11 protein-coding genes and 2 tRNA genes are annotated in these 13,038 nt (G+C 68.7%); 7 read left to right on the top strand and 6 right to left on the bottom strand.

Annotation, left to right across the window (positions count from 1 at the left end; translation table 11 throughout):
• Positions 1-11: 11 nt before the first annotated feature.
• The 3 genes from ACOQPE_RS05440 to ACOQPE_RS05430 all read right to left on the bottom strand — a co-directional run bounded on the left by ACOQPE_RS05440 (position 12) and on the right by ACOQPE_RS05430 (position 2,728).
• Complete coding sequence (locus ACOQPE_RS05440; protein ID WP_420610852.1) at positions 12-1,412, bottom strand: ATP-binding protein; 1,401 nt, start codon at positions 1,410-1,412, stop codon at positions 12-14.
• The gene (locus tag ACOQPE_RS05435; RefSeq protein WP_420610851.1) at positions 1,409-2,125 is read right to left on the bottom strand and encodes a response regulator transcription factor; all 717 of its coding nucleotides are present in this window, start codon (positions 2,123-2,125) and stop codon (positions 1,409-1,411) included. Before ACOQPE_RS05435 ends, ACOQPE_RS05440 begins: the two co-directional genes overlap by 4 nt.
• 63 nt (positions 2,126-2,188) lie before the next feature.
• Complete coding sequence (locus ACOQPE_RS05430; protein ID WP_420610850.1) at positions 2,189-2,728, bottom strand: NUDIX hydrolase; 540 nt, start codon at positions 2,726-2,728, stop codon at positions 2,189-2,191.
• A gap of 76 nt (positions 2,729-2,804) precedes the next feature.
• Between ACOQPE_RS05430 and ACOQPE_RS05425 the strand changes: the two genes are divergently transcribed.
• From ACOQPE_RS05425 to ACOQPE_RS05400, 6 genes are all read left to right on the top strand, one after another.
• Positions 2,805-3,890: an LLM class flavin-dependent oxidoreductase gene (locus ACOQPE_RS05425; protein WP_420610849.1), complete on the top strand. Its 1,086-nt coding sequence runs from the start codon at positions 2,805-2,807 to the stop codon at positions 3,888-3,890.
• Between the two features lie 70 nt (positions 3,891-3,960).
• Positions 3,961-4,197, top strand: a complete 237-nt coding sequence (rpmB, locus tag ACOQPE_RS05420) for a 50S ribosomal protein L28 (RefSeq protein WP_323671456.1) — start codon at positions 3,961-3,963, stop codon at positions 4,195-4,197.
• A complete protein-coding gene (rpmG, locus tag ACOQPE_RS05415; RefSeq protein ID WP_323671457.1) occupies positions 4,197-4,361 on the top strand; it encodes a 50S ribosomal protein L33 in 165 nt (54 codons plus the stop codon). Before rpmB ends, rpmG begins: the two co-directional genes overlap by 1 nt.
• A gap of 36 nt (positions 4,362-4,397) precedes the next feature.
• Positions 4,398-5,666 (top strand): winged helix-turn-helix domain-containing protein, encoded by a 1,269-nt coding sequence (locus tag ACOQPE_RS05410; RefSeq protein ID WP_420610848.1) that lies wholly within the window; start codon positions 4,398-4,400, stop codon positions 5,664-5,666.
• A gap of 80 nt (positions 5,667-5,746) precedes the next feature.
• A tRNA-Asp gene (locus tag ACOQPE_RS05405) sits at positions 5,747-5,821 on the top strand.
• A 1-nt stretch (position 5,822) separates the two neighbouring features.
• Positions 5,823-5,895: transfer RNA gene (locus ACOQPE_RS05400), tRNA-Phe, on the top strand.
• Here the strand turns inward: ACOQPE_RS05400 and ACOQPE_RS05395 are convergent.
• Entirely contained in the window at positions 5,896-7,314 is a 1,419-nt protein-coding gene (locus ACOQPE_RS05395) for an NAD-dependent malic enzyme (protein ID WP_420610847.1), read from the bottom strand.
• A gap of 248 nt (positions 7,315-7,562) precedes the next feature.
• Here ACOQPE_RS05395 and ACOQPE_RS05390 point away from each other — a divergent pair, with 248 nt between their 5' ends.
• Positions 7,563-7,742 carry a hypothetical protein gene (locus ACOQPE_RS05390; protein ID WP_420610846.1) on the top strand — a complete coding sequence of 60 codons (180 nt, stop codon included), beginning with the start codon at positions 7,563-7,565 and terminating at the stop codon, positions 7,740-7,742.
• Between the two features lie 105 nt (positions 7,743-7,847).
• Here the strand turns inward: ACOQPE_RS05390 and ACOQPE_RS05385 are convergent, their stop codons facing one another.
• Positions 7,848-10,838, bottom strand: coding sequence for an ATP-binding cassette domain-containing protein (locus ACOQPE_RS05385; protein ID WP_420610845.1), 2,991 nt, complete (start codon positions 10,836-10,838; stop codon positions 7,848-7,850).
• On the bottom strand, positions 10,835-13,036 hold the full coding sequence (locus tag ACOQPE_RS05380; RefSeq protein ID WP_420610844.1) for a cysteine peptidase family C39 domain-containing protein: 2,202 nt from the start codon (positions 13,034-13,036) through the stop codon (positions 10,835-10,837). Before ACOQPE_RS05380 ends, ACOQPE_RS05385 begins: the two co-directional genes overlap by 4 nt.
• Between the last annotated feature and the right edge of the window lie 2 nt (positions 13,037-13,038).

Raw genomic sequence — 13,038 nt, 5'->3', positions numbered from 1 at the left:
TGGCGGCCGCCTCAGTCGAGTTCGGCCAGGGGCAGGCGGAGTTCGATGGTTGTGCCCGGGCCGTCGGTGTCGATGACCGACGCTGAGCCGTTGTGGCTGCGAGCTACGTAATCGACGATGGACAGTCCGAGGCCGGAACCGGGCTGGGAGCGTGCTTCGGGGGCCCGGTAGAAGCGCTCGAAGACGGTCTCACGCAGGGCTGCGGGAATTCCGGGCCCGCGGTCGCGCACCCGGACATGAGCCTCCCGGTCGGCCGCTGCAACGCTGATCTCGATGGGTTCGCCCGGTGGCGACCACTTCACCGCGTTGTCGACGAGATTGCCGATCGCCCGCTCGACCAGCGCTGCATTCACGACCGTCTCGCACGGCTCGAACGCGGTCACGAATTCCGTCCCGGTCCGGCGGCGGTGTCGGCCCACCACCGACGCGGCCAGCTCGGCCAGATCAACGCGCTCTGGCTCGCCCTGGGATCGCTGGTCGGTCGCCAGCTCGACGAGCTCGTTCACCAGTTCGGTGAGCTGGTCGAGCTCGAACTGGACATCGTCAAGCATCTGGCGGCGCTCATCGCTGTCAAGTGCAACGACTGCATCGCCGACGGGCGCGTCGGAAGCCGTCGCAGCCGCTGGCTGGGCCGCAGCCTGTTCGGCTCGCGCCAGCAATTCGATGTTGGTGCGGATACTGGTGAGCGGTGTCCGCAGCTCGTGGCCTGCGTCGGTGACCAGTCGATGCTGCTGGGCGCGCGACAGCGCCAACGCCTCCAGCATCGCGTTGAAGCTGCGCGCCAACTCGCCCAGCTCGTCGTCGCGCTCAAGTTCGATGGGCTGGTCCAGATCCTGGGTCTGCGCGACCTTCCGTGCCGCGTCGGTGAGCCGTCGGACCGGTCGGATGGCGCGACCCGCCACCAGGAATCCCAGCAATCCGGCTCCTGCGACGCCGATGGCGGCCACAACGGCCAACGCGTTGCGCAGGCCGGCCACGTTCGCGTCGACCTCGTCGAGCGGGCTGGCGACCATCAGCGCTCCCGCAGGTGCCACCGGTACGGTCAACACTCGCAGGCGCACACCGTCCACTGACACATCGGTTCGATGCCGACGAGCTCGGCCATTGGCCACGGCAACGTCTGCGGGCGTCACCGGCAGCACCTCGTCAGACGCGTACACCACTGCACCGTTCGGGGCCACGATCTGGGCGAGCACGTCCCGGGGCACGAATCGTCCGAAGAACTGCACGCTGCGGCGTTCGGGCAAGCGTCCGCCGCTCGCGACCAACACGGCGACGCGGTCGTCCAGCTTGCGATCGAGTGCCGACCGGGCCTCGGCTCGGGCAATCCAGAGCGCTACCCCCGAGACAGCCAGCACTGCGACGGCAACCGAGGCTGCCACCAGCAGTCCGAGCCGGGTACGGAAGCTCATGTGGGTCGGAGCACGTAGCCCACGCCGCGCACGGTCTGGATCGGCCTGTGACCGTCGGAACCCGCTGCCGCTGCGAGTTTGCGCCGCAGGTAGCCGACGTAGACCTCCAAGGAGTTCGAGGCCAGCGACGCGTCGTAGCCCCACACCGTGTCGTAGATCTCGTCGCGGTGCAATACGCGGCCGGGGTTGCGCAGGAACAGCTCCAGCAGCCGGTGTTCGGTGTGAGTCAGCGTGACGGGCTCGCCGGCGCAGCTCACCTCGTAGCTGGCGGTATCGAGCACGATGCCAGCGCATTCGAGTCGCTCGCCTTCATCCGCCTGCGAGCCTTCGGCACTCCGGCGCAGCAGCGCCCGCAGCCGAGCCAGCAGTTCGTCGAGCGCAAACGGCTTGGCCAAGTAGTCGTCGGCACCGGCATCGAGGCCTTCCACCCGGTCCGCGGTGGCGCCCCTCGCCGTCAGCAGCAGGATCGGCAGACGGCTCCCGGCGGCGCGCAGGCGACGGCACAGCTCGAAGCCGCCCAGATTCGGCATGGTGGCGTCCAGCACCATCACGTCTGCTCGCCCGGCTAGCGCCTCGCCCTCGAGGCCATCGCTGCCTTCGAGCACGTCATAGCCCTCGAGCTGCAGGGCGCGTCGCAATGCCGCTCGAATGCGCTGATCGTCGTCGACCACGGCTACCGCGGGGCTGGCACCGCGCGGCCGATCAGCACCCATGGCCTCATTCTGGAACGCGGATCATGAGAAACCCATGAAAGGCCGAGACCGCCGACTCGGCTGCTAGCCGGCGGCGGAGCTTCGGCGGCGCAGGTGGGAGATGGTGAGCGCGGCGCAGGCTTCGCGTTCGGTTTCGTAGCTCAGCGCCCGCACGGCGTCGGCGATGTCCCACCAGGCCACGTCGTCGACCTCGCTCGGGTCGCCCGCGAGCCGCTTGGGGACCTTCGTGGGTGCCATCGCGTAGAAGAGCACCAGCTTGGGCACCCCGCTGGCAATCAGGTAGCTGACCGGGTAAGGCGCAGACGTGATCGCGCACCGTACGCCCGTCTCCTCGCGGACCTCCCGCAATGCCGCCTCTTCCCAGGACTCGCCTCGGTTGAGGTGGCCCTTCGGCAACGACCAGTCGTCGTACCGCGGCCGGTGCACCACCAGCACGGCACCGTCGTGGCACACGACGCCGCCGGCCGCCCGGTCCACGGGCGCATTGGAATAGCGGCCCCGCTCGATGTGGCGCCGGCGTGCCTTCACCGTGACCTGCGCGGCAGGAGCCTGCGCCGCCTGCTTGCGGCCCTTCTTTGACGGCTTCGCCCCATCGGATGCCACGGTTCGTGTCTAGCGTGTCCGCGCTGGCCGGGATGTACATGTCCGGGGTCGGCCGGGTCGACAACGGGGGACAGACATGGACTTGGGAATCTGCATCGCGTCGCACATTGGCGATCTCGACTACGTCGAGCGAGCCGAAGAACTCGGCTACACGCATGCCTGGTTCGCGGACAGCCACATGCTGTGGTCGGACTGCTACGCCACCCTGGCGCTCGCCGCTGAGCGCACCAGCACCATCGGTCTCGGCACCGGCGTATCGGTCTCGGGCACGCGGCCCGCTCCGGTGACCGCCGCGTCGATCGCCACGATCAATGCGCTCGCGCCCGGGCGCACGTTCCTCGGCATCGGCACCGGCAACACGGCGATGCGGATCATGGGACACAAACCTCAGCGCATCGCCGAGTTCGACCAGTACCTGGCGGCGCTGCGACCGCTGCTGCGCGGCGAGGAAGCCGTCCACCATTTCGGCGGCAGCGCGCAGCCGATCCGCCACATCATGCCGTACAACGGGTTCGTCAACTTCGACGACGAGATCCCGCTGTACGTGTCGGGTTTCGGGCCGCGGTCGCTGGGACTGGCAGGTCGCTACGGCGATGGCGCCGTGCTCTCGGTGCCACCGGACGGCTCGGCGACGGCGCGCGTCTGGGAGTACATCGAAGAGGGTGCGGCGGCTGACGGCCGCAGCATTGATCGCAGCCAGTACCTGATGTGCTCGCTCACCACGATCGTCATCCTCGACGACGGGGAGACCCTCGCCAGCCAGCGTGAGCGGGTCCACCACGAGGCGGGTGCCTTCGCGATGGCGTCGCTGCACTACTCCTACGACCAGTACCGGCAGTTCGGCCGGTCACCCGGAGCCCGCCTGGAAGCGGTCTGGGACGAGTACTGCGCGATGCTCGACGACACCGACCCCGATCGCATCCACCAGCGCATCCACGCCGGCCACAACTGCTGGGTGCTGCCCGAAGAGGCCCGGTTTCTCACCGACGAGCTCATCGATGCCACCTGCATCGTGGGCACTGCCGACCAGGTCACCGAACGGCTGGTGGACCTGGGCGAGCGGGGGCTCGACCAGATCATGATCCTGCCCAACTTCGATCCCCGCTACGAGGTGCTCGAACGCGTCGGCAACGAGATCATTCCCCGGTTGGCGGCCGGCTGAGTGGGTCAGTACGAAACCGCTCGCTAGCCTTGTGCGCTGCTGTTGAGCCCATCCTGCGGAGCCGGCACCTATGAGCAACATCTGCCAAGTCACCGGCCGTCGGCCGCACTCGGGCTTCAACGTTTCGCACTCGCATCGGCGGACGAAGCGCTGGTTCAAGCCGAACATCCAGCGGAAGCGGTTCTGGGTGCCCAACGAGGGGCGCTGGGTCACGCTGACCGTCAGCGCCAAGGGCATCAAGACCATCAACAAGCGCGGCATCGAGTCGGTGGTGGCCGATCTGCGCCGTCGTGGGGAGAAAGTCTGATGCCCAAGAGCGACAAGCGTCCCGTCATCAAGCTGAAGTCCACCGAGGGCAGCGGCTACACGTACACGACGCGCAAGAACAAGACCAACACCCGCGATCGGATCGAGCTGCGCAAGTACGACCCGGTGCTGCGCCGGCACGTCATCTTCAAAGAAGAACGCTGAGCGGCGGCGCCGTCGAGGGCGCTGCATGAGCACCGCATGACCGCGGCGCGGTCTGCTCGTCTGAGCCTGCGGGCGGCGCGACGGCTTGCCATCGGCGCCCAGGGGCTGGCCGCGCCGCTGCCGGGCGGACGGCTGGACGTCCGGCATCTGCGACGGGCCATGGACAGCATGGGCCTGCTGCAGATCGACGCCGTCAACGTGCTGGCTCGCTCGCACCTGCTGGTGCTGCGAGCCCGGATGGGCGGCACGCACGACGCCGTGCTGGCACTGCTCGAGCGGTCGGCGTACGCCCGCCGGGCAGACGAGCGGGTGTTGACCGAGTACTGGGGCCATGAGGCGTCGTTCGTGCGCGTGGCCGACTGGCCGCTGTTCGGCTGGCGGATGCGCCGAGGAGCTGCCGGCGACATGTGGAGCGGGTACGCCCGCTTCGGAGAGGCCAACCAGCCCAAGATTCGAGCGGCGCTTGCCTGGCTGGATGCCAACGGTCCTGCATCAACTGCCGAGGTGGATGCCGCGATGGGCTGGGGACCCGGCGTACGCGGGCCTTGGGGAACACGCAGCAACGGAAAGCTGGCGCTGGCGTGGCTGTTCTGGGCGGGTCGGGTCGGCGTGGCCGACCGCACCGGCTTCGTGCGCCGGTACGACGTAATCGAACGGGTGCTGCCGAGCGAGATGGTTGAGGCTCTTGTGGACGAACCCGACGCACACCGGGCTCTGCTGACAGACGCCGCTCGATGCCTCGGCGTGGCCACCGCCGACGATCTCATCGACTACCACCGCCTGCCGAAGCGCATCGCGCCCGCTCGCATCGCCGAACTGGTCGAAGACGGCCAGCTCCGGGAGGTGGCAGTGGAGGGCTGGGATCGGCCTGGGTATGTCCCCGCCGGTCAGCGCGCCGTCCGGCGACGATCTCGATCGGTGCTGCTCAGCCCGTTCGACCCCCTGGTATGGCACCGTCCGCGCGCCGAGCGGCTCTTCGGCTTCCACTACCGCATCGAGATCTACACGCCCAAGGCCAAACGTCAGTACGGCTATTTCGTACTGCCGTTCCTCCACGACGATGCGCTGGTGGCGCGCCTCGATGTGCGCTTCGACCGGGAGCGCGACATGTTGGAAGTACCGGCTTCGTGGGCTGAGCCGGGGTCGTGGCCCAGCGGCGCCGCGGCCTCAGCAGACGCTCTGGAGGCACTCGCAACCGAGTTGCATGCGCTGTCGGCGTGGTGCGGCGGCGAGGGAGTAACGGTGCTGTCTCGCGGCGATCTGGCCGACCGACTGCGCGCTGCGGTCGCTGGCGCTGATTGCTGATCGAGGTGGCTATCGTTGCTGCGCTTGCATCGGCAGAGATCCCGGTCTCGACGTCGGCGCAAGCACACAGCAATACAACTGGTCCCGTGGTGAAGTCTGGAGTTCACGCTGGCCTGTCAAGCCAGAGGTCGCGGGTTCAAATCCCGTCGGGACCGCGGTCGGGTAGCTCAGTTGGCAGAGCGCGCGCCTGAAAAGCGTGAGGTCACCGGATCGACGCCGGTCCCGACCACTAGGAAGAGCGGGTGACTTGGTCTTTGTGGGCTGCGGTTGCTACGGCGGAGGCCACTGCTGGGACTACTGAGCGGTCGAAGGCTGTGGGGATGACCAGGTCGGGGCTGAGGTCGTCGCTGGAGACGCCCGCCGCGATCGCCTCGGCGGCGGCGATCTTCATGTTCTCGGTGATGTCGGTAGCACCTACGTCGAAGGCACCCCGGAAGATCCCGGGGAATGCCAGCACGTTGTTGATCTGGTTGGGGTAGTCGCTGCGGCCGGTCGCCACCACGGCGGCGATGTCGCCGATGGCGTCGGGCAGGATCTCGGGGTCGGGGTTGGCCATAGCGAACACGATCGGTCGCTCCGCCATCGTCTCCACGTCGTCGCGGGTGATGAGGCCGGGCCCGCTGAGGCCGAGAAACACGTCGGCGCCGGCCATGGCATCGGACACCGAGCCGGCCACGTGCTCGGCGTTGGTGTTGGCCGCCAGCCATTCCTTGGCGTGGTTCAGCTCGGAACGACCCGGGTGAATGGTGCCCTTGCGGTCGCAGGCGATCACATCGCCGATGCCAGCGCCGAGCAGGATCTTGGCGGTTGCAACGCCGGCCGCGCCCGCCCCCAGGATGACGCAGCGCAAGTTCGCCAGCTCTTTGCCCACGATCCGCGCCGAGTTCTCGAGCGCCGCCAAGGCGACCACTGCGGTGCCGTGCTGGTCGTCGTGGAACACGGGGATGTCGAGCGCGGCGCGCAGCGCCTCTTCGACCTCGAACGCCCCGGGCGCTGCGATGTCCTCCAGGTTGATGCCTCCGAAGGTCGGCGCCAGCCGGATGACCGTCTCCACGATCTCGTCAGGTTCATTGACGTCGAGGCAGATCGGGAACGCATCCACACCGGCGAATTCCTTGAAGAGCAGCGCCTTGCCCTCCATGACCGGCATCGCGGCCGCCGGGCCGATGTCACCGAGACCCAGCACCGCCGTGCCGTCGCTGACGATCGCAACCGTGTTGCCCTTGATCGTCAGGTCATGGACCCGCTCGGGCTCATCGGCGATCGCCCGGCAGACACGAGCCACACCAGGCGTATAGGCCATGGAGAGGTCATCGGCATTGCGCAGCGGGATGCGGCTGACGGTGGAGAGCTTGCCGCCGTCATGCAGTTCGAAGGTGCGGTCGAGCGCTGAGATGACCTTGATGCCCTCGAGGCCGTCGACCGCCGCGCAGATACGAGCGACATGCTCCTCGCTCGACGCATCCACCACGATGTGCTGGCGCAGCGAGCCTTGCGTGATCGTGAAGCCGTCGAGGCTCTGGATGTTGCCGCCCACGTCGCCGATCGCGGTGCACAGCCGGCCGAGCGTGCCCGGCCGGTGGGCGAGCTCGACTTCGAGCGTGGCGGAATAAGCGGCGGTGGGTCGAGACCCTGCAGTGGCCGTCATCAGTGCTCCTGCGTGTTCGGGCACCGGCAGGGTATTGGCCTGACCTTCGATCTCGATGATGCAGCAGGAGTCGGCGGCCGCGCCGAAGCGATCTCGTTGCCGCAGTGTCGCTCAAGCCCAAATCCGAGCGACTGCTAGCATTCGTCGAGTGTGAATGGGCTGCCCGACGAATGGGCTGCCCGACGAATGGGCTGCCCGACGAATGGGCTGCCCGACGAATGGGCTGCCCGACGAAGAAAGAGCAGCCAATGTCTGATATCGATGAGCAGCATGACCCAGAGGCGATCATTGCGACTGAGGGCGACGAGTTGACCGAAGCCGAGCTGGAACAGGTCCAAGGCGCAACCGGCAGCCAACAAGTCAACCCCGGGGCCGGGGCCGCCGCGTCGGGCTCGGCCAAGGCCGCAATCGCCGCAGGGCAAATTTAAACCCACTCACCCGGCGTCGGCGTCGGCAGCTCATGCCGGAGACCGACAGGACAACATCGGCCGAATGGCAGATCGACCTGATCCGAAGGGTTGCAGCGCCCGCGGCTAGGCGAGCTGGCGCTCCACGAGCTGCCGGAACACCCCGTCGGCGCCGTACAGCTCGTCGAAGCTACCGACCTGCACGACGCGCCCCGCCTGCATCACATAGATCCGGTCGGCTTGGCGGATCGTGGACAGCCGGTGCGCGATCACGATGCGGGTGGCGGCAAGGCGCTCGATGCCGGCCATCACCTGTGCTTGGCTGCGCGAGTCGAGCCAGCTCGTGGCCTCGTCGAGCCACACCACGCGTGGGTTTCGTGCCAGCGCCGCAGCTATACGGACTCGCTGGGCCTGCCCGCCTGAGAATGTCGAGCCTTCGGTGACAACGGTGTGCATCTGCATCGGCATGCCGGCAATCTCGTCGGCGATGTCGGCGCGACGCGCCGCGTGCCACGCGTCATCGACAGTCAAGTCGTCGCCCATCCCGATGATGTTGTCGAGGAGGCTGCCCGGTTGCAGAGCGGCGTCTTGGGTGACCACGCCGAGTTGCCGCCGCAGCACATGACGATCGAGGAACGCGATGTCGCGGCCGTCGTAGTACACGCTGCCTGAGGTCGGGTCTTCCAGACCGAGCCCCAGCCGCATCAGCGTGCTCTTGCCGGCACCGGAGTCGCCCACGATCGCGATGAACTCGCCCGGGCGGGCGCTGATCGACACGTCGGTGATGATCTCGGTGTCAGGGTCGTAGCGAAAGCTGACGTGGTCGAAGCTGACCTCACCCCCGATCTCGAATCCGACGCGGCCGATGCCGGACGGCTCCGGGCGTTCCCGCAGCACCGGGCGGACCTGCTCATACGCGGGCACTGCCGCTGCCACCGCCTCGAACGAACGGGCCAAGTTGGCCGCGGCTGCGTAAAAGGTCATGGCGACTGCGTAGACGACGAGGAAATCGCTGACCTGCAGCTGATCCTCCCCGCGCCACACGGCGACCCCGCACAGGGCCGCACCGATCAGCGCAGGCGTCGCCGCGCCCAGCGACATCAGGTGCTCGTTGAGGCGTGCAACCGCAATGGTCGCAAGCTGCTGATCGCGATAGTGGCCCGCCCATCGGGCGAAGGCGGACGGCTCGGCGCCGGCACTGCGCAGCTTGCTGATCCCGCTGATCGACTGCAGCAGCTCGCTGGTGGCGCGACGCTCAGCTGCGAACCTGCGCCGCTGCGGGCCGAACTGCCACAGCCCGACCAGCGCGCCGACGGCCACGCTCAGCGCACCCAGCGCGAGGCTGACCAGCGCGAGCGTCAGGTCGTAGGCGAAGGGGATCGCAAGCGTGGGCGCCAGGAACGCCACCGCCAGCAGCGAGTTCGCCACCACACCCGACACTTGATCGCGCATCCATTGGAAGCTCGCCATGCGCGAGGCGAGATCGCCGGTAGTGAACCTCCGAAGAAAATTCGGCGGAAGCGACAGCACACGATCCCAGGCTGCGGCGCTGACGCGTGCCGCAGCGCGCCCTTCGATGCGCATCAGCGAGGTCCCGAGCAGAATCTGCAGTACCACGCCCACCGCGGCGAAGCCGGCGAGAGCGATCATCACCTGAACCAGCATGTCGCCGGCCGCGCTCACGAGCACCCAGTCGGTGAGAACACCGACTGCCACCGCCGGCGCCTGCATCAGCACAGCCGCGACAAGCCCGACCGCAACGAAGCGCACCAGATCTCCCGCGAGCCCTTGACGGGCGACGCGGGCAAGGTCGCGTGCGCTCGCCGGCTTCTCAGGCGGAAACGTCGGGTAGCACAGCCAAGCCGTCTCCGCGAGTTCGGCGGCGCGCTCGGCGCTGAGGCGACGTGAGGTTCCGTCGACAGGATCGACCACGCGATAGCGGCCGGTCCAATGCGGCAGCAGCGCGACCGGCTGGCCATCTGCTGCGCGGCGGCCCAGCATCGCGCCGCTGTCGCCGAGCCACCAGCGGTCCTCGGAGCTGAGCCGCACCTCGCGCGCCCGCACGCCCGATGCACGCACGACATCGGCCAAGCTGGGCTCAGCGTCGCCCGAGTCGCCATGACGGACCGGCGCCCTGAAGTCGATGCCTTGGCGCTTGCCGATCAGCGCCAGCGCCGACATCAGCATCGAGGCGCCGTGCGCGTCCTGCGTGGGGTGGCGTTCATGAATCCGGCTGAGGCCGACCGCAGCCGACTCGGCGTCACGGCGGCGCAGCGCCTCGCGTGCGGTCTGCTCATTGACCGCATCGGCGCGCGCCAGCATCCGGTTGAGCTGTTCCGCGCTCAGCGCGAGCCGGTGGAAGTCGTCGAGCGCTTCGAGGAGCCGTCCGTCTGCTGCGAGGTCCGCAGACGTGGAGATGCGCAGCGTGCCGTGCGGGGGCGCGGTGAGCCAGGTGTCGGAGGTCAACGGCACAGCGGCGGCGGACTGCGGCAGCGTTTCGGTGCCCAGATAGGCGACATCGACTGCATCAGACGCAGCCCACGCAACGGTGCCAGGCCGCGCTGACACGATCGTGCCGACGGCTGAGGCGGGCAGGCTCTCTGAGGCAGCGGGGTCGACGACGGCATCGGGGCGCGGGCGCGGTTCGATCGGTTCAGCAATGGCGCGCGAGACCGAGGCGATCCAAGCGTCGGCCTGAGCTGCGAGCTCGTCGGCCAGTGCGGGATCGGCCAGATCTGAGCGCTGCAGCATCGCCAGACGCGTGCCGGGCAGGCCCTTGCCCACGGCCGTCAACGACACGTCGCTCGTCGCGAACCCGAACACCAGCTGACCGGCCTCCACGCGTGCCAAGTGCCTCGCGCTCGAGGCAGCCTGTCCGTCTTCGACCTCGAACAGGAACACGTCGACTGCGCCGCGAACCACGAGGCAGACCTGCGACGGGTCGGCGAGCGGGATGGGCATGTTGGCCGCACTCGTCACGTCCTCGCTCTCGCCCAGCGCGACTCGCGCGATGAGCGACGTGCGGCTCATCTGCGCCAGCGCGGCCACCGCAGGCGGAGCATCGTGCGGGCCTCCGTCATCGCCCCACGTTGCCGATGCCGCCCGCAGCGTGCTCATTGCGAACGCACCAGCTGGCTATAGAGGCCGTCGGCGTCGGCAAGCAGAACGTCGTGGCTGCCCCGCTGCACCTCCCGGCCGCCGTCCATGACGATGATCTGGTCGCAGTCGCGGATCGTGCTGAGGCGGTGCGCGACAATGAGGCACGAGCAGCCGCGACGGCGCAGCGCGTCGTCGATGCGCCGTTCGGTCTCGGCGTCGAGCGTGCTGGTGGCCTCGTCGAGCAGCAGCACAGAGGGGCGAGCGACAAGAGCACGCGCTATCTCGAGGCGCTGGCGCTGGCCGCCGCTGAAGTTGGCGCCCCCCTCCCGAACATGAGCCTCGTAACCGCCGCGTCGACGCATGATGTCGTCGTGGATCATGGCGTCGCGCGCTGCGGCCACCATGTCAGCCTCCGAAGCGGCAGCATTCCACATGGTGATGTTGTCGCGCACGCTGCCGTCGAACAGCGCTATCTGCTGATCGACCGTGGCCACCGATCCGACGAAGACCGGGCGCGGGATCTCACGCGCCGACACACCGTCGAAGAGGACCTCACCCGACCACGGCTCGAACTCGCCGCTGACCAAGCGCAGCAGCGTCGACTTCCCCGAGCCGGTCGGCCCTACCACCGCGACGCGCTGGCCGGGCTCGATCGCGAGGCTGAGCCCGTCGATCAGCGGTTCAGTCCGACCCCGGTAGCCGAAGCGAAGCTCGCTCACCTCCACCCGGCCCGCCAGCCGCAGGCGGCCATTCAGCGTCATCACGCGGCCGGGCTGCGACCCGTCGCCGGCACCGCCTGCCGCGTCGCCGGCAACCGCGGGGTCCGGCTCGGCGGCGGAGATGTCGCGCACCCGCTGCACATCGGCGCCGAGCAGCTCGAACGTGTCCGCGTACAGCACGAAACGCCCGATGGGAGCGAGGAAGCTGCCGGCCAAGACGTACACGGCGATCAGCTCGCCGATGCTGAGATCCCCTTCGATGACCCGCCAGCCGCCGAGCCCCAGCACCGCCAGCGTGCCGCACGCGAGGAACAGCCCCGGCAACGCCGCGTTCACATACGCCAGCTCGACCACCCGCTGACGAGCCGAGAGCTCACGCGCTTGGTGGCCGCTCCAGCGGACGAAGAAGTCGTTCTCGGCCGCGGTGGCGCGCAGCATGTCGGCCTGGCGCAGCCCGGTGGTCTCGATGCCGAACAGCAGGGCCTGCTCGCGCCGCAGCAGCCGCTGGTGATCCGCGCGGCGCAGGCTCACCAAGCGCGCGATGGCGACGTTGACCAGCGCCACAGCCAGCACACTCGCGGCAATGAGCGGGTCGTAGGCCACAAGCAGGGCCCATAACGCGACACTGGTCGCCAGTTCCACCGCGAGACCCACGAGATGCCTACCGGCGCCGTCGGCGATCTCGTCCACCAATCCGACTCGGGTGGTGAGATCGCCCGCGAAGCGGTGAGCGAAGTACTGCTTGGGCAGGCGCAGCAGATGCTGCAGCAGTCGCTGGGAACGCACCACGGCCACGCCGATGGCGATCCGGCGCAGCATGCGCTGCTGCAGCCAGGTCAGCAGGTAGACCGCAGCGCCCGCCAACGCCATGGCAGCAACCACGAAGCCGCCCCAGCGGGGCGCCTCGCCGCCCAAGACGCTGTCGACGAAGACGCCGAGCAGCACGGGCAGCGCGAGGGCCGGGATTGCCAGCAGCAGCCCGGCCAGCGCCACGTATGCGAGCGCGCCGCGTGTGCCGGCAAGCCACGGCCACAGTGCACGCCACGCACTGGGGCGCTCCCCGACGGGCCGAAACGACGCCGTCGGCGACGCGGTGAGCACCACGCCCGCGTATGCGCGCTCCACAGTCGAACGGCTCACGCGGCGACGGCCGTTGGCCGGATCGTTCAGGTGGTACCGGTCGCCGACGATGCCTTCGAGCACCAAGAAGTGGTTGAACTCCCAGTACAGGATGGCCGGCAGGTCTGTCTCAGCGAGCGAGTCGACCTCCTTGCGCCAGCCGCGGACCTCCATGCCGTGCTTGTTGCCGGCGCGCACGATCCCTGCGGCACTGGCGCCGTCACGGCCGACGCCGCAGTCGTCTCGCAATTCCTCCAAGGGAACCCAGCGGCCGAAATGGGCCATGACGGCTGCCAGCGACGCTGCTCCGCATTCGGCCGCCTCGAGCTGGGGAATCAGCGGCGTGCGAATGCTGCGTCGTCGCAGCAGCGTCGGCACTG

Origin of the sequence: Candidatus Poriferisodalis sp., assembly GCF_965219595.1 — a bacterium.
Taxonomy (GTDB): domain Bacteria; phylum Actinomycetota; class Acidimicrobiia; order Acidimicrobiales; family Poriferisodalaceae; genus Poriferisodalis.
Note: the sequence above shows the minus strand (reverse complement) of the source record. Positions and strands in the feature narration are given on the sequence as shown.